At 74.0% G+C, this 16,275-nt stretch carries 14 protein-coding genes; 8 read left to right on the top strand and 6 right to left on the bottom strand.

Translation table 11 applies throughout. The features are described 5' to 3' along the window. Window positions 1-461 precede the first annotated feature (461 nt). A complete protein-coding gene (gene pdxH, locus A4V12_RS02195; protein WP_064067453.1) occupies window positions 462-1,088 on the top strand; it encodes a pyridoxamine 5'-phosphate oxidase in 627 nt (208 codons plus the stop codon). Window positions 1,089-1,091: 3 nt separating this feature from the next. Here the strand turns inward: pdxH and A4V12_RS02190 are convergent, their stop codons facing one another. Continuing rightward, complete coding sequence (locus tag A4V12_RS02190) at window positions 1,092-1,508, bottom strand: hypothetical protein (RefSeq protein WP_064067452.1); 417 nt, start codon at window positions 1,506-1,508, stop codon at window positions 1,092-1,094. Window positions 1,509-2,011: 503 nt separating this feature from the next. Between A4V12_RS02190 and A4V12_RS02185 the strand changes: the two genes are divergently transcribed. After that, window positions 2,012-3,343 (top strand): PAS domain-containing protein, encoded by a 1,332-nt coding sequence (locus A4V12_RS02185; protein ID WP_064067451.1) that lies wholly within the window; start codon window positions 2,012-2,014, stop codon window positions 3,341-3,343. 121 nt (window positions 3,344-3,464) lie between these two features. Here the strand turns inward: A4V12_RS02185 and A4V12_RS02180 are convergent, their stop codons facing one another. Further along, complete coding sequence (locus A4V12_RS02180) at window positions 3,465-4,232, bottom strand: SIS domain-containing protein (RefSeq protein ID WP_064067450.1); 768 nt, start codon at window positions 4,230-4,232, stop codon at window positions 3,465-3,467. A 152-nt stretch (window positions 4,233-4,384) separates the two neighbouring features. On the opposite strand from A4V12_RS02180, the gene A4V12_RS02175 reads away from it, so the two are divergent. Both A4V12_RS02175 and A4V12_RS02170 read left to right on the top strand, forming a co-directional pair. Continuing rightward, window positions 4,385-5,077, top strand: coding sequence for a metal-dependent transcriptional regulator (locus tag A4V12_RS02175; protein WP_064067449.1), 693 nt, complete (start codon window positions 4,385-4,387; stop codon window positions 5,075-5,077). 581 nt (window positions 5,078-5,658) lie between these two features. Beyond that, complete coding sequence (locus A4V12_RS02170; protein WP_064067448.1) at window positions 5,659-6,525, top strand: alpha/beta fold hydrolase; 867 nt, start codon at window positions 5,659-5,661, stop codon at window positions 6,523-6,525. On the opposite strand, the gene A4V12_RS02165 is transcribed toward A4V12_RS02170, so the two are convergent. The 3 genes from A4V12_RS02165 to A4V12_RS02155 form a co-directional block, all read right to left on the bottom strand. Beyond that, a complete protein-coding gene (locus tag A4V12_RS02165; protein WP_234372044.1) occupies window positions 6,512-8,089 on the bottom strand; it encodes a transporter in 1,578 nt (525 codons plus the stop codon). The two genes, A4V12_RS02170 and A4V12_RS02165, sit on opposite strands and share 14 nt — an antisense overlap. Beyond that, window positions 8,086-8,877 carry an ABC transporter ATP-binding protein gene (locus tag A4V12_RS02160; protein ID WP_064067633.1) on the bottom strand — a complete coding sequence of 264 codons (792 nt, stop codon included), beginning with the start codon at window positions 8,875-8,877 and terminating at the stop codon, window positions 8,086-8,088. The genes A4V12_RS02165 and A4V12_RS02160 overlap by 4 nt, the downstream gene beginning before the upstream one ends. Window positions 8,878-8,971: 94 nt before the next feature. After that, a complete protein-coding gene (locus A4V12_RS02155) occupies window positions 8,972-9,649 on the bottom strand; it encodes a bifunctional DNA primase/polymerase (protein WP_064067446.1) in 678 nt (225 codons plus the stop codon). A gap of 373 nt (window positions 9,650-10,022) precedes the next feature. Here A4V12_RS02155 and A4V12_RS02150 point away from each other — a divergent pair, with 373 nt between their 5' ends. Both A4V12_RS02150 and A4V12_RS02145 read left to right on the top strand, forming a co-directional pair. Next, the gene (locus A4V12_RS02150) at window positions 10,023-11,405 is read left to right on the top strand and encodes a hypothetical protein (RefSeq protein ID WP_064067445.1); all 1,383 of its coding nucleotides are present in this window, start codon (window positions 10,023-10,025) and stop codon (window positions 11,403-11,405) included. A 141-nt stretch (window positions 11,406-11,546) separates the two neighbouring features. Then, window positions 11,547-12,932 (top strand): hypothetical protein, encoded by a 1,386-nt coding sequence (locus A4V12_RS02145; RefSeq protein ID WP_199831202.1) that lies wholly within the window; start codon window positions 11,547-11,549, stop codon window positions 12,930-12,932. Between the two features lie 41 nt (window positions 12,933-12,973). On the opposite strand, the gene A4V12_RS02140 is transcribed toward A4V12_RS02145, so the two are convergent. Further along, on the bottom strand, window positions 12,974-14,245 hold the full coding sequence (locus tag A4V12_RS02140) for an ABC transporter substrate-binding protein (RefSeq protein WP_064067444.1): 1,272 nt from the start codon (window positions 14,243-14,245) through the stop codon (window positions 12,974-12,976). A gap of 169 nt (window positions 14,246-14,414) precedes the next feature. On the opposite strand from A4V12_RS02140, the gene A4V12_RS02135 reads away from it, so the two are divergent. Both A4V12_RS02135 and purU read left to right on the top strand, forming a co-directional pair. Then, window positions 14,415-14,861: an SCO4402 family protein gene (locus A4V12_RS02135; RefSeq protein ID WP_064067443.1), complete on the top strand. Its 447-nt coding sequence runs from the start codon at window positions 14,415-14,417 to the stop codon at window positions 14,859-14,861. Between the two features lie 46 nt (window positions 14,862-14,907). After that, complete coding sequence (gene purU, locus A4V12_RS02130) at window positions 14,908-15,759, top strand: formyltetrahydrofolate deformylase (RefSeq protein WP_064067442.1); 852 nt, start codon at window positions 14,908-14,910, stop codon at window positions 15,757-15,759. Window positions 15,760-16,275: the final 516 nt, after the last annotated feature.

The following is a 16,275-nucleotide window of genomic DNA, read 5'->3' as shown; positions in this document are numbered from 1 at the left end:
GGTGTGCGACAGGTCGGGGTGTCTTCCGGTGGTGCGGTGATGCCCCGTAAGGCTGGTGGTCATCCTCACCGTCGTAGGGAGGGAACAGTGACCCAGCCCAAGAGTCTGTCGGGTTCACCCGATGCGGGGAAGCGTGACATCCGGCACACTGCGCCGAACCGGTCAGGGAGATTAGTGGCACGCGGTGCCGGGCAGACTCGGGTGCCAGGGGGCGTCTTGCGGATCAGGCCGGATCAGGGAGCGGGGTCCGATGCGTGCAGATGCAAGGCGGAGGAGGGAGCCGACGCGGTGGGGGCACCTCCCGTGCCCGAAGGGGCTACGGGGGACGTCGGCGACCGACGACAACGCTGCAGATGCGCGTGACGGGGCACGCGAGCCCGGCCTGATCCGCAAGATGCCCCCTACGGCAGGATGGCCCTGTGACAGACGCTCTCGATCCAGCAGCTCTCGATCCCGCCGACATGCGCGAGCAGTACCGCACCGCCGAGTTCGTGGAGGCGGACCTCGCGGCCGATCCGATGGAACAGTTCGCACGCTGGTTCGCGCAGGCAGCCGACAGCGACGCGATCGTCGAACCGAACGCCATGGTCGTCTCGACCGCCACGCCCGACGGCCGGCCCTCCTCGCGGACGGTGCTGCTGAAGCACTACGACGGGCGGGGCTTCGTCTTCTTCACCAACTACGACTCCCGCAAGGGCATGGAGCTGGAGACCAACCCGCACGTCTCGCTCCTCTTCCCCTGGCACCCCGTCGCCCGTCAGGTGCTCGTCACGGGCACCGCGAGCCGGGTCGGCCGGGACGAGACGGCCGCCTACTTCCGCACCCGGCCGCACGGCTCCCAGCTCGGTGCCTGGGCGAGCGAGCAGTCCTCGGTGATCGCCTCGCGGGCCGAGCTGCTCGCCCGGTACGAGGACCTCGCGGCCCGCTACCCGGAGGACGAGCAGGTGCCCGTCCCGCCGCACTGGGGCGGGTTCCGGGTCGTGCCCGGGACGGTCGAGTTCTGGCAGGGCCACGAGAACCGCCTCCACGACCGGCTGCGGTACGTGCGCGAGGGCGGGGCGTGGCGGGTCGAGCGGCTGGCACCGTAGGCGCTACGAGGGGTCGAAGGCCGCCAGCAGCGGACCGCCGGCCATCAGCGCGTACTGGACGAACACCGCCCCGCGCCGGACCCGGTGGCCCACCGCGTCGCCGGGCAGGCACATCGCCCACAGTCCCACCAGCCCGGACAGGCTCAGGGACCACATCGCCAGCTCCTTGAGGGGGCCGGGCGCGCCGTCGCCCGCGAAGGACTGCCGCAGCATCAGGACCACGGTCACCAGGAAGGCGCCCACCAGCAGCACCAGCCCGGTCCCCGCGAAGACCCGCACGGCCCCGGTGCTCGGCGCGAAGGGGTCGCCGCCGGGGGCGGTGGCGGGGGCGAGGGCGCCGGGGCCGCCGTCGGCCGCCGGTGCGGTCGCGGCCGTGCCGGTCGCCGTGGTTCCGGTCGCGGTCGGGTCGGTGGCGTTCATGCGGCCATCGTGCGCGGCGGGCGGCGGCCGGGGCATCGGCGCCGGTACTCACCCTCGTACGCGTGTACGTACTCAGAGCCGTCCCGGAGCCCGGTCCGGAGCCCGTTCCGGTTCCGGCTCGCGCCGGGGGCGCGCCGCCGTCCGGTCCGGGCAAGCAGAAACCCGCGGGCTCTGGCTCTCCTGACGGAGAGGCCGGCCGGATGTGCCGGCGAACCCGCGGGTCGGTGACTGCTTGGGATTGCGGCAGGAGGCCTGCCGACATTGCACAGAGTGCGACAACAGGCCTCAGCCCGCAGTCACCTCACGCATCCGAAAAGAAACCACTTCCGGATCACCTCCTTTCTTCGTGTGCTCCACACCCTAGGAACCCCGCCCGCGCCCCACAACCGCTTTTTTCGCACCGGGTGATTTCCGGGAACCGGCTGTGCTCTGGGTCACGTTCCAGTTGAATGGCCGGTGGCGTGCACATGCACGTGAGTACACGTCCTGCAGGGGGTGCCGGGATGAGTGCGTCCAGGAGCGAGACCGCGAGGGCCCTGGGGCCGGGGGCGGACCTGCTCGCCGCGCTGCTCGACGGGATGGACGCCGCGCTGTGCGCGTTCGACGCCGACGGGGTGGTCACCCACTGGAACCGCGAGGCCGAGCGGATCCTCGGGTGGAGCGCCGAGGAGGCCGTGGGACGCAGCGGGTTCGCCGGGTGGGCCGTGCGCAGCGCGGACGCCGACGACGTGCACCGGCGGCTGATGGCCGTCATGGACGCGCCCGGCCGGCAGGTGCACGAGTTCGCCCTGCTCCGCAAGGACGGCGGCCGGGTGCTGGTGCGCACCCAGTCGGCCGGCGTGCGCGGCGCGGACGGCGGACCGGCCGGGGTGTACTGCGCCTTCAGCGAGGTGCACGCCCAGATCGACCTGGAGCGGTCGATCGCCCTCAGCGAGGCCCTCTTCGACGACGCCTCCTGGGGCGTCGTCCTGGTCGACGTGGACCTGCGCCCCACCGTGGTCAACGCCCACGCCGCCCGGGCGCTCGGCGCCTCCCGGATGTCCCTGCTCGGACGGCCGCTCGGGGAGCTGGTCGTGCAGGGCGTGGAGGAACTGGAGGGCGCGCTACACCACGTACTGGCCGAGGGCGCGCCGCGTGCGCTCGTCGAGCTGTGGGTGACGCTCAGGACGCCGGAGGGGGAGCGGCGGCGCTGCTGGCGCAGCGGTTTCCTGCGGCTGGCGTCACCGCTCGCCGAGGAACCGGTGCCGCTGGGCATCGGCTGGCTGTTCCAGGACGTCACGGACGCGAAACTGGCGGAGCAGGAGGCCGACCGGCTGCGGTTCCGCACCAGCCAGCTGCACCGGGCGGGCTACGCGGCCGCGGAGTGCGAGGACCCCCTGGAGGCGGCCGCCGTCCACCTGGACTTCGCCCTGGCCGGTTTCGCCGACCACGCCCTGGTCGACCTGGCCGAGGGCGACCGCCTCGTGCGGGCGGCGGCCTCCCCGGCCGGCGCGCCCGGCCCGATGGCCCGCCCGGCCGGTGCGGGCATCCCGGTCCGGTACGGGGCGGGCCACCCCGCCCTCCAGGCGGTGGACCGCATCGGTTCCGTACGGGCGAGCGCGAGCGCGAGCACCGGCGCCTCGACGGAGGCGTGGGCGGCGGAGCGTCAGTGGCCCCGGGAGGCGGCCCACGCCCTGTGCACGGTGCTCCGCAGCCGCGGCAGGACGCTGGGCGTGCTGACCTTCCTCCGCTCCGGCAACCGCCCCGCCTTCGAGCGCCCGGACGCGGTGTACGCGGAGAGCGTCGCGGCGCGCGTGGCGGCCGCGGTGGACCTGGCGGGGGCGGCCCGCGAGTGACGCCGGCCCGGCCGGACGGTGCTCGGCCCGTGTCCGCACGGTTCCGCCCGGCCCCCGTCGCCCCGTACGCCCACCGCGGCCCCCGCCCCCCGGGCGGACGCCGATACTTTGCGGACACTCCCTAGTGGCGGAAGAAGATGCGGTCCGCGTAGTCGCTCATCACCCGGCCGTTCCACTCGTGGCCGCCGTCGACGTTGCCCGAACGGAGCAGCGGCGGCTCGATGCCGCGCGCCACCAGGGCCTCGGTGGCCGCCGCCATCGTCGCCTGCATCAGGGCGCTCGTCACCACGGTCGACGCGGGGGCGAACGGGGCCTCGACACCCTCGCAGGTCAGCTCGGCGTCCCCCACGGCGATCTTGGAGTCCAGCACGACGTCGCAGTGGTCCATGAGGAAGGTGCCCGACGAGTGCCGGGACTTCGTCTCGCGCGCGTACGCCACCGAGGTCACGCCGATGACCTTCAGGCCCAGCGCGCGGGCGTTCATCGCCATCTCGACGGGCAGGGCGTTGCGGCCGGACAGCGAGACGACGATCAGCACGTCACCCGCCCGGGCGGGCGAGGAGTCCAGGACCGCGCCGGCCAGGCCGTCCACCCGCTCCAGGGCGGAACCCAGCGTCGCGGGCATGACGTCGACGCCGACGACCCCCGGCACGGCGAGCAGGTTCACCAGCGCCAGCCCGCCGGCCCGGTAGACCACGTCCTGCGCGGCCAGCGACGAGTGGCCCGCACCGAAGGCGAACAGCCGGCCGCCCCCGGCGACCGCGTCGGCGAGGACCTCGCCCGCGGCGGCGACGCTCGGCGCCTCCTCGTCCCGTACGCGCTGGAGCAGGCCGATCGCGGCGTCGAAGAACCGCCCGGCCGTCTTGCTCCCGCCACTGGTGTCAGGCATGGCGTCAGGCCCCTTCTCTCCGTGTCGCGCATCACGTTGCGGTCTGGACCATTGCTCTGTCAATACCGGCATCTCCACGGGGCGGCACGGTTGTCGGCGCGATGCGCAAGAATTGAGTCAGGGCCAGCGCACGAATCTTTCGAGGGGCACGTATGTCCGGACTGATCGACACCACGGAGATGTATCTCCGCACCATCCTCGAGCTCGAAGAGGAAGGTGTGGTGCCCATGCGCGCCCGCATCGCCGAGCGGCTGGACCAGAGCGGGCCGACCGTCAGCCAGACGGTCGCCCGGATGGAGCGGGACGGTCTGGTGACCGTCGCGGGCGACCGGCACCTGGAGCTGACCGACGAGGGACGCCGCCTGGCCACGCGCGTGATGCGCAAGCACCGGCTGGCCGAGTGTCTGCTGGTCGACGTGATCGGCCTGGAGTGGGAGCAGGTCCACGCCGAGGCGTGCCGCTGGGAGCACGTGATGAGCGAGGCGGTGGAGCGCCGTGTGCTGGAGCTGCTGCGGCACCCCACGGAGTCCCCGTACGGCAACCCGATCCCGGGCCTCGAGGAGCTGGGCGAGGAGGCGGAGACCGAGGCGTTCCTGGACGAGGGCATGGTGTCGCTGGCCGAGCTGGACGCGGGCCCGGAGGGCAAGACCGTCGTGGTGCGCCGCATCGGCGAGCCCATCCAGACCGACGCGCAGCTGATGTACACCCTGCGCCGCGCGGGAGTGCAGCCCGGTTCGGTCGTGAGCGTCACGGCGTCGGCGGGCGGGGTGCTGGTCGGCAGCAGCGGCGAGGCCGCGGAGCTGGGCGCGGACGTCGCGTCGCACGTCTTCGTCGCCAAGCGCTGAGCGTCGCCCCGGCCCCGGCGGGCCGCGGCCGGTCGGGCTGCCCGGTCGCGTCAGGCCGCGGCACTTCCGCCCCGGCCCGCCCCGGCGGCGGGCGCCCCGGCGGTCCGGGCTGCCCGCGTGCACGGACCAGGGGCCGGACGGCCCCCGCGAAGAGGGCCCCGCACCGGCCCGCCGGGGGCACGGGCCCCTGCGGGCCGGGGTGTTCGGAACGCGCTTTCGGGCGAACGGCAGCGCTCGGGCGGCTCCCGTGCCAGTCTTGGCTCAGGCATATGACCTGAGCGGGGAGGGAGCAGGTGATGCGCCCGCCTGGACGTCCCGGACAGGGCGAGAGCCCCGGCGCCTTGCGACGCCGGGGCCCGACCTCCCCTGTGCTGACCCGGAGCCCCGAGCTCTCAGGGTCGTCCCCTTCGGACCGTTTTCCCCGAGCGGCCCGCCTCCCGATGAAGATCTCCCCTCGGCGACGGCCGTCAATCCTTGAGCCGGGTCACTCGAACGAGCGGTGTTGCGGGCGGGAGCCGCTTTTTCGAATGCAGGTTCGATAGTCTGGCTCGCGCACGTGACAGAAGGGGGTGTCAGGACACATGGTGCGACGCATCGACCTGACCGGAGCCGACGGCTTACGCCTCGCCGCCTGGGAGTTCACCGACCCGCCCAAGGGCCGGTCCGCCGACGCCGACCAGGCACCCGGGGTGCTCCTCCTGCACGGGCTGATGGGCCGCGCCTCCCACTGGGCGCCGACCGCCCGCTGGCTCTCCGAGCGGCACCGGGCCGTCGCGCTGGACCAGCGCGGGCACGGGCGGAGCGACAAGCCCGCCGAAGGCCCCTTCACCCGCGAGGCGTACGTCGCCGACGCCGCCGCCGCGGTCGAACAGCTCGGGCTCGCCCCGGCCGTGCTGATCGGCCACTCCATGGGCGCCCTGACGGCCTGGCAGCTCGCCGCCGAGCGCCCCGACCTCGTGAAGGCCCTCGTCATCAGCGACATGCGGGCCTCCGCCCTGGGCGCCGCGTCGCAGCGCGAGTGGGAGAGCTGGTTCCGCTCCTGGCCGCTGCCGTTCGCCACCCTCGCCGACGTACGGAAGTGGTTCGGCGAGGACGACCCCCGGGTGGAGCGCCCCAACCCGGCACGCGGCGCGTTCTTCGCCGAGGTCATGGCCGAGGGGCCCGACGGGTGGCGCCCCCTGTTCTCCCGGCGCCAGATGCTCACCTCCCGCGAGACGTGGGTGTTCGACGCCCACTGGGACTCCCTCGCCCAGGTCCGCTGCCCCACACTCGTCGTCCGCGGGCTCGACGGCGAACTGGGGCGCGCGGAGGCCCAGGAGATGGTCCGCGTCCTCCCCCAGGGGCGGTACGCGGAGGTTCCGGACGCCGGCCACCTCGTCCACTACGACCAGCCGGAGGGCTGGCGCGCCGCCCTCGCCCCGTTCCTGGAGGACGTCAGCCCCTGCTGACCGCCGCCAGGATCTCCGGGAGCCGGTCCGCCGTGCGCGGCGCGGCCAGCCGGAGCCCCGCCCAGGTCAGCAGCGTGCCCCAGCCGGCCCCCAGGACCAGCAGCAGCAGGCGCCCCGCCGGGCCCGTCGTCGCGTCCAGCCACACCGTGAGGGCGACCAGCGGGGCGCACAGCAGCGCCGCCGCGACCATCCCGCCCGTGAGGGAGATCCACGCCAGCCCCGCCTGGCCCGGCGCCACGTTCTTGAACCCGCTGTCCTGCGGGATCGAGTACGGGAACAGGGACGACGCCACCGCGCCCGTACCGAGCATCGCGCCCAGCACCCCGAACGACAGCCCCAGCGCCCCCGGCAGGGCCCACCAGTCGCCCAGCACCGCCGCCGTCACCCCGGTCACCAGCACCACGAACGGCAGGGTGATCACGGTCAGGGCCAGGGCCCGCGCCCGCAGCTCCGCGTAGGCGTCCCGCGCCGAGGAGATCGTCAGCGCGACCATCCAGAACGCCGAGGCGTCCTGGCCGAACTGGTTGTACATCAAAATGCCGAGCATCCCCGCCGAGAAGCACGCCAAGTACACCGACCCCGTGCCCTGCAAGGCGTTGAACAGCGGCACGATCAGGCCGATCGCCAGCGACGTCACCCACGCCGCCTTGGTCTTGGGGTCCCGCACCACGTACCGCAGGCTCCGCCCCACCACCGTGCCGGCCCGCCCCTCGGGCCACCGCCACCCCGGCGAGCCGGCCCGCGACGGGCGCGAGGCCGCCGCCAGGGTGGAGCCGTCCGGCGCCGTCATCAGCTTCACCAGGCTGCGCCGCCAGGCGTACAGCAGCGCCCCCAGCGCCGCCGCCGACAGCAGCAACCCCGCCGCGGCCTCCCCGTACCGTCCCTCGCCCGCCGAGCCGACCGCCGCGACCGCCGACGCTGGCGGAACCCACCGCACCACCTCGGCCGCCGGGTCCAGCGCCGACAGGCCGCCCGCCCGGCCGAGGCGCTGCACGCCGAAGTTGACGAACTGGATGCCCACCGCGATCACCAGCCCGCTCAGCACCGCGAGGTCCCGGCCCCTGCGGGACGTCAGCAACCGGACGTTCCCCGCCGCGACCGCCCGCGCCAGCGCCACGCACACCAGCAGCACCAGCGGCACCGCCACCACCGCCACCACCGCGGCGAACGCGCCGCGCGACAGCGCCACCGCCGACCCGACCGCCAGGCACAGCGTGAACAGCGGCCCGAACCCCACCAACGACGACACCAGCAACGCCCGCACCAACGGCCCCGGTTGCAGCGGCAGCATCACCAGCCGCGTCGGATCCAGCGTCTCGTCCCCGCTGGGGAAGAACAGCGGCATCACCGCCCACGCCACTGCCAGCAGCCCCGTCAGCAACACCGCGACCGTGGCCGCGTGTTCGCTGCCCCGCAGCACCACCAGCGCCAGCACCAGACCCGCCCCGCACAGCACCGCCAGCACGGCGGAGACGACGTACGCCGCCGTGCGGCCCGCGGACTGCCGCAGACCGTTGCGCAGCAGCGACAGCTTGAGCCGGACGAAGACCCCCGTCAGCGTCACCGGGCACCGCCCAGCCAGTCCAGCGACTCACCCGTGTCACGGCCCACCGCGCCCACCAGCTCCAGGAACGCCTCCTGCAACGACCCGGCCCCGCCCCGCACGTCGGCCAGCGTGCCCTGCGCCCTGATCCGGCCCGCCGCCATCACCGCGACCCAGTCGCACAGCGACTCCACCAGCTCCATCACATGACTGGAGAACACCACCGTCGCGCCCGAACCCGTGTAGCGCTCCAGGACCCCGCGGATCGTCTGCGCCGACACCGGGTCCACCCCCTCGAACGGCTCGTCGAGGAAGAGGACCTCGGGATTGTGCAGCAGCGCGGCGGCGAGCCCGATCTTCTTGCGCATCCCGGTCGAGTAGTCCACCACCAGCTTGTCCCGCGCGCCCGCCAGGTCCAGCACGTCCAGCAACTGGGCCGCCCGCTTGTCGACCTCGTCCCCCGGCAGCCCCCGCAACCGCCCCGTGTACGCCAGGAGTTCCCGGCCCGACAGCCGCTCGAACAGCCGCAGCCCCTCCGGCAGCACCCCGATCCGCGCCTTCACCGCGGCCGGATCGCGCCACACGTCGTGCCCCACCACCTCGACCCGGCCCCCGTCGGGGCGGAGCAGCCCCGTCACCATCGACAGGGTCGTCGTCTTGCCCGCCCCGTTCGGACCCACCAGCCCCACGAACCGGCCCGCCGGCAGCACCAGATCGACCCCGGCGACCGCGACCTGCTCACCGAACCGCTTCCACAACCCCTCGACCCGCACCGCGGCCGCGGGACCCTCCGTCACCTGCTCCGGCATGGTCACTGCCTCCCCTGGTCCCCGTGCGTACGAGAGCCAGCGTACGTACGGGCCGGGACGAGCACAGGGGCCGGAAACCGGCAGTCAACGACGGTCAGCCCTGCCGGGACCGGGCATCGGCGGCCTCCCGGGCGCACGCGTACGCCAGCGGGCAGATCAGCTCCTCGACGTCCGGGAGCCAGCGGTTCGCCGGTGTGGGGCGGCGCGCCCACTGCACCGCGCCGTGCCCGCCCACCCGGGTCGGCGGCGCCGCCACGTACAGCCCCTCGCCCCGGGCCACCAGGTCGATGCCGGTCGGCGACCAGCCCAGCTTGCGCACCAGGTCCGGCACCTTGGCGGCGGCACCCGGCAGCACGAAGAACATCATCCGGCGGTCCGGGGTGCAGGTGACCGGGCCGAGCGTCAGGTCCATCCGCTCCATCCGCGCCAGCGCCAGGAAGCCCGCCGACTCCGGGACGTCCAGCGCGTCGAACGTGCGGCCCGTGGGCAGCAGGATCGACGCCCGGGGCTGCTTGCCCCACAGCCGGCGCGCCACCACGGCGCTGCCGGTGGCCTGCGTCGCCCAGTCCGGGCGCGCGGGGTGCGCCCCCGGGGAGGGGCAGGCGGTGTCGCCGCACGAGCACCGCTCCGTGCCGTCGACCGCCTCCAGCCAGGTGCCGGGGAACACGTCCCAGTGCCGCTCTTCCGCGTACCGCACGGCGCTGTCCAGCAGCTGCTCGCCTCGCTGCTTGGGGATCTGTGCGGCTTCCGTGACTCCGATGGTCTCTTCCACGGACAGCTCAACTACCGGCCCGATCCGGGGTTACGGGGCGCGGGAAGGGAGGCCGAGGAGCATCGATTCCGCATTCGGGGCGCATGGATGCATGGACGGGGGCGCGCGTGAGCGCCGGGAGCGGAGCCCGGGTAGCCACAGTCGGGGAGGTGGGGATGTGGCGATCTCACGCCATCGCACGACCTGTCGGTCCACGTCGGCACATGGGGGGTGACGGCCCGGTCCGGTCCCGTCCGCGTACCTCGGTCACGGAGCGTGCTCAGCCGCGCTCTTCATCGGTTTCGTCAGTATTCGCAGGTCAACTTCTGCATTCTCCGCATATCAGCCGGGCAGTGATCAGCGGGACTGATCACCGCGGCAACAGGGGGTAGTCATGGCAGCGAGGCCGCTCGTCGCCCGTCAGCCGAACGAACGGCTGCAGGCTCTCATCCAGGAAGCAGGATGCTCGAACGCCGGGCTCGCCCGCCGGGTGAACATGGTCGGGCAGGAGCGCGGACTCGACCTCCGGTACGACAAGACCTCGGTCGCCCGCTGGCTGCGCGGCCAGCAACCGCGCGGCCGGGCGCCGGGGATCATCGCCGAGGCCCTCGGCCGCAAGCTGGGGCGGACCGTCACGATCGACGAGATCGGCATGGCCAACGGCAAGAACCTGGCCTCCGGCGTGGGTCTCCAGTTCTCGCCGACCGTGCTCGGCGCCATCGAGCAGGTCTGCGAGCTGTGGCGCAGCGACGTGGGCCGGCGGGACTTCCTCTCCGGTTCGACGGTGGCCGCCTCCGCGCTGGTCGAACCCAGCAGGGACTGGCTGATCACGGCCGCCGACCCGCAGGTCGCCCGGCAGGCGGGGTCGCGGGTCGGGATGGCGGACGTCGAGGCCGTACGGGCGATGACGGCGGCGCTGGTCGACCTGGACCACCGGTTCGGCAGCGGGCACGTGCGGCCCGTGGTGGTGCACTACCTGAACAGCGTGGTGTCGGGGCTGCTCTCCGGCTCGTACCGGGACAACGTCGGCCGCCGGCTCTTCGCCGCCGTGGCCCGGCTGACGGAGCTGGCCGGGTACATGGCGGTGGACACGGGGCAGCCCGGCCTGGCGCAGCGGTACTACATCCAGGCCCTGCGGCTGGCGCAGGCCGCCGGGGACCGCGGCTACGGCGGGTACGTACTGGCCGCGTCCATGAGCCACTTGGCGGCCCAGCTCGGCAACCCGCGCGAGATCGCGCAGCTGGCGCGGGCGGCGCAGGAGGGGGCGCGGGGGCACGTCCCGCCGCGGGCGGAGGCGATGTTCCTGGCGGCCGAGGCGCGCGGGCACGCCCTGCTCGGTGATCTGCGCACGTGCCAGGAGGTGGCGGCGCGGGCGGTGACCGCGATGGACCGCGTCGACCCGGAGTCGGGCGACGACCCGGCGTGGATCGCCCACTTCGACCGGGCGTACCTGGCGGACGAACTGGCGCACTGCTACCGGGACCTGGGCCGGCCGGAGGACGCCGCGCGGGCGGCGACCGAGGCGCTGGACGGGCACCCGGCGACGCGGGCGCGGCGGCGGGCGATCGGTCTGGTTCTGCTGGCCACGGCACAGGTCCAGCAGCGGGAGGTGGAGGCCGCCTGTCACACGGGCACCCGCGCGGCCGAACTGCTGGGCTCGCTGCGGTCGTCGAGGGGCGCGGAGTACCTGGACGACCTCCAGCAGCGCCTGGAGCCGTACGCGGACGAGCCCGCCGTGCGGGAGTTCGGGGCCCGGCTGGAGCTCCAGGCCGCCTGAATCCGGTGCGCGGCCCGTCTCATCAGCGTCGCGAGGGAGGTTCTTGTTACTGCCGCCACACACGTGTGCGCGGGCTCCTCGTCACCCGGTAGCGTGAGCCGACGCTTCCGTAGGTTTACAGGTTCACACGTAGGAGTCCCGGTGACGCAGAGCGGACAGGGCCAGGAGCCGCACCTTCCCGCGGCGCGGCCCGCGCACGAGGGTGTCGTGCTGCCCGCCGAGGGCGGCGAGGCCTGGGGCGCGGCAGGTTCCCAGCCGGCCGGCGGCCGGCCGTGGGGCGGCCCCTGGGGCCCGCCGGACGGGCAGCAGCAGTCCGTGCCGCCGCAGCAGCCGGGCGGGTACGACCCCCAGCAGCCCGGGGCGTACCAGCAGCCCCAGCAGCCGTACCCGCCGCAGGCGCCGCAGCAGCAGTACCCGCAGGGCCAGACCTACGGGACCGCGGCCCAGCCGCTGCCGCCCGAGGTCCCCGCGGGCGGCGGTGACGCGGACGCGACCCAGTACCTCCCGCCCGTCGCCGCACCGGGCGCCGGGCCGATGCCCATGCCGGCGCCCGGACCGGCGGAGAGCCCGGCCGAGTCGACGCAGTTCCTCGGCACCCGGTCGGCCGCCGCCCAGGATGGGGACGCCACGCAGTACCTCCCGCCCGTGCCGCCGCAGCCGTCGGCCGCGCCCTTCGGGATCCGTCCCGGGGCGCCGGGCGACCGCCGGCCCCCGGCGGAGTTCGACAGCCTGTTCCGCGACGACGCCGCCGCCACGCAGCACATGCCGCCGGTCGCCGCCCAGCCGCCGCACACGCAGGCCCAGCAGCCGCACCGCGGGCCCCAGGCGCCGCAGGCCCCTCAGGCCGCGCAGCAGTACCAGGACGCCTACCAGGAGCCGGTGCCGCGCCGGTCGTCGAAGGTGCCGCTGATCGCCGCCGTCGTCGTCGGGTGCGCGGTCCTCGGGCTGGGCGCGGGCGCCCTGCTCAGCGGGGGCGAGGACGACCAGAAGGGCCGGGCCGACAAGGCCGGCGTCGCCGCCGCCAGCTCGCCGACCCCCGGCGGTGGGAACCCCTCGCAGGCCGCCCCGGACCCGGCCCGGACGCAGGCGGAGGCGCTCGACAAGCTGCTCGCCGACAGCAACAACAGCCGCGACACGGTGATCCGGTCCGTCGAGAACATCAAGAAGTGCCAGGGCCTCGACCAGGCCGCCACGGACCTGCGCGGCGCCGCCGGCCAGCGCCGCGACCTGGTGACCCGCCTCCAGGGCCTGTCCCTCGACAAGCTGCCGTCCCACACGGAGCTGAGCGCCGCGCTGACGAAGGCGTGGCAGGCGTCCGCCTCGGCCGACGACCACTACGCGGCCTGGGCCGTCGAGGTCAAGGGCAAGAAGGGCTGCAAGGGCGGCAAGGCGCGCAGCACGGGCGAGTTCGCCGAGGGCAACCGGGCGAGCGGCGAGGCGACGGCCGCGAAGAAGGAGGCGTCGCAGCTCTGGAACGGCATCGCGGGCACCTACGGTCTGACCCCGCGCCAGCCGGCCCAGCTGTGATCCTCCGGGGCGCGCCCCGGACGTAGCGGCCCCGCTCCCGCCTAGTGGGCGGCTGCCTTGCGGAGGGTCGGGCCGACGTCCACGAAGCCCTCCTTCTGCGCCACCAGCCGCCCCTTGCGCACCACTTGGAACGTCACGTCGTGGTTGACGGACCTCGGGGCGCTCGGCGTGCCGAGCATGTCCTCGTAGCGCCAGCGCAGGGGCGGGGTGAGGCCGCCGGTGTCCACCTGCACCCCCCGGTCGAGCGCGCGGCCGATCAGGCCCGGCGTGACCTCCTCGTCACCGAGCGATTCGACGGCCGCCGTCAGGACGGTGTAGGCGATCCAGGTCGTCTGCACGCCGGTGTCGGCCGGGTCGATCCGGTTGTCGGCGAAGGCGTGCTCGCGCAGCACCTGCTTCATCGGCTCCCAGCGCGGGTCGCCCGCGTCCGGGTACCAGCCGGTGAGGTACGCCCCCTCGAAGGGGCCGTTCACGCCGCCGGTGCGGTCGATCAGCGGCTGGTCGACGCTGCCGAGGACGGAGGAGACCTTGACGTCCCGCCCGTCGGACGGGAGCCGGCGGAAGGAGTCGAAGAAGTTGGCGGTGTACTCGCCGAGCGCGGCGGTGACGCAGCCGCCCTTCTCGCCGGCCCGGGCGCGGGCCAGCCGGGCCTCCTGGGTGTACTCGCCGGCGTCGTCGGCGGCCGGGATGTCCACGGCGGTCCGGTGGTTCGCCTGCGCGAGGCCGGTGTTGAGGATCTGCGGCAGGTCGGCGCCGGTGAGGGTGTCGGGCCGGACGAGCGAGACGCGGTCGCACGCGTCCGCGAGCTGGATGCCGTTGCCGGCCAGCAGCGCGGCCTGGCCGCCGTTGACGGGGTAGGAGACCGGGCTCTTGAACTCGTCGTCCGTCAGCCCGTAGCCGCCGATGTACGGGATGCCGGCGGCCTCCAGCGGAGGCATGAAGGCGCGGCTGTTCTGGCTGTACGAGCCGACGACGGCGACGGCGCCCTCCTGGACCGCGCGCCGGGCGCACGCGGCGGCGGCCATGGGCTCGTTGCCCTCGTTGCAGGTGAGCACCCGCAGCTCGCGGCCGTTGATGCCGCCCCGGGCGTTGATCCAGCGGGCGTACGCCTGCCCCATGGCGGGCATCCCGGGCATATTGGTCGCACGGGTGTTGTCGGGCGCCCATGTCATGACGGTGAGGGGTTCCCCGGAGCCCCCCGTGGCTCCGGGGAGGACCCCGCACCCGGCCAGGAGACAGGCCGAGCCGAATACCGCCGTGGCCCTGAGGAGGGAGAACGTGGGGAAGGGTCGTCGCCTGCCATTACCGGTCATGGGCATGCACAATTCCGCCCCATGGGTAACGCGGATGTGAGGACGGTTCAACGCTGGGTGACGTCGAGGTGAATTACGGGGGCCGGTCTCCGGGGCGCACGGGGGAACGTACGATCGAAACGTGTCAGCTTCCGTGAACTCTTCCCGTCGCGGCCGTCGCTCCTCCACCATGGGCGGCATGCCGCTCACAGACATGCCGTGGTGGCGCTGGCGCGCCAACGTGCGCTCGGCGCTGCACATGCTCTCCGACCCCGTCTTCCACCAGGAGTGCTGGCTGACGGGCCAGGAGGGGTACGGGGACGTCACCGACGCCGTGTACCGGCTGGTCGAGGACACCTGGCTGGACAACTGGTCCGCCGAGAAGTACGTCGGCACCATATTCCGGGACTCGGGCGAGGCCGCGCTGGTCGACGTCGCGGTGCTGCGGGTGCTGCGGATCATGCACCAGGTCGGCCCGGACGCGCCCGTCTCCGCCTACATGGGGCACCACGGCTGGCCGGAGGCGGTGCGGGCGGCCCGCGACGCCCACGTACGGCTCGCCGTCAACGACGGTGAGGACCCGGACGCGCCGCCGCGCTCGCTGGACGTCCTGCGGATCATGACCCGGTCCGCGTGACGGACCGGCGTCCTGCCGCCTCCCGCGGATGTGGCATCCTGCCAGGATGACCGACCAGTACGTCCTCACGCTCTCCTGCCCGGACAAGCAGGGCATCGTGCACGCCGTTTCGAGTTACCTCTTCATCACCGGCTGCAACATCGAGGACAGTCAGCAGTTCGGGGACCGGGACACGGGCCTGTTCTTCATGCGGGTCCACTTCTCGGCCGAGGCGCCGGTCACGGTGGACAAGCTGCGCGCGAGCTTCGCGGCCGTCGGGGACTCCTTCGAGATGGACTGGCAGATCCACCGGGCCGACGAGCGCATGCGCGTCGTGCTGATGGTGTCGAAGTTCGGCCACTGCCTCAACGACCTGCTGTTCCGCACGCGCATCGGCGCGCTGCCGGTCGACATCGTGGCGGTCGTCTCCAACCACACCGACTTCGCCGAACTGGTCGCCTCGTACGACATCCCGTTCCACCACATTCCGGTCACCAAGGACACCAAGTCGCAGGCCGAGGCCCGGCTGCTGGAGCTGGTCCGCGCGGAGAACGTCGAACTGGTCGTCCTCGCACGCTACATGCAGGTCCTGTCGGACGACCTGTGCAAGCAGCTCAGCGGCCGGATCATCAACATCCACCACTCGTTCCTCCCCAGCTTCAAGGGCGCCAAGCCCTACCACCAGGCACACGCGCGGGGCGTGAAGCTGATCGGCGCGACGGCCCACTACGTGACGGCCGACCTCGACGAGGGCCCGATCATCGAGCAGGAGGTCGAGCGGGTCGGCCACGAGGTCACCCCGGAGCAGCTGGTCGCGATCGGCCGTGACGTCGAGTGCCAGGCGCTGGCCCGTGCGGTGAAGTGGCACGCGGAGCGCCGCATCCTCCTCAACGGCCGCCGCACGGTCGTCTTCGCGTAGGGGGCGGTTCGCGGCCGGTTGCCGTGGGCTCCGCGCCCCGGGCGTTGCCGTGCTCGGGGTCGCCCGCCCGGTGCCGGTTGCCGTGGGCTCCGCGCCCGGGGCGTTGCCGTGTTCGGGGTCGCCCGCCCGGTGCCGGTTGCCGTTGGGGTCCGCTCCGTGGCGGGTGCCCCGGGCTCTCCCTCGCAAGCTCGGTCGTCTTACGCCCGGAACACCCCCCACTGCGCGTCCCCCTTCCGCGGGCGGGTCGAGGCCCCGGGGCACACGTGCGCGTGAGGGTGGCGGGGCCGGAGGCGGGGGGGGCTCGGGCGGAAGACGAGCGCAGCGGGAGGCCGAGCACCCCCCCCCCCCGGACCCGGCACCCCCCCCCGCCCCCCCGCCGGAGCCGGACGGCGGAACGCCCCCCCCCCCGGCCGGAACCCCCCCGGCCCCCGCCCCCCCCGCCCCGGGCGGGCCCTCGCCGAACGGGGCAGGCCTCCACGGCCCGCGCGGCCCCGGCATCGGCGGGCGCCCCCGCGG

The sequence above is a fragment of the Streptomyces noursei genome (assembly GCF_001646665.1).
GTDB lineage: Bacteria > Actinomycetota > Actinomycetes > Streptomycetales > Streptomycetaceae > Streptomyces > Streptomyces lavendulocolor.
This window is presented reverse-complemented; position numbering and strand designations above follow the sequence as displayed.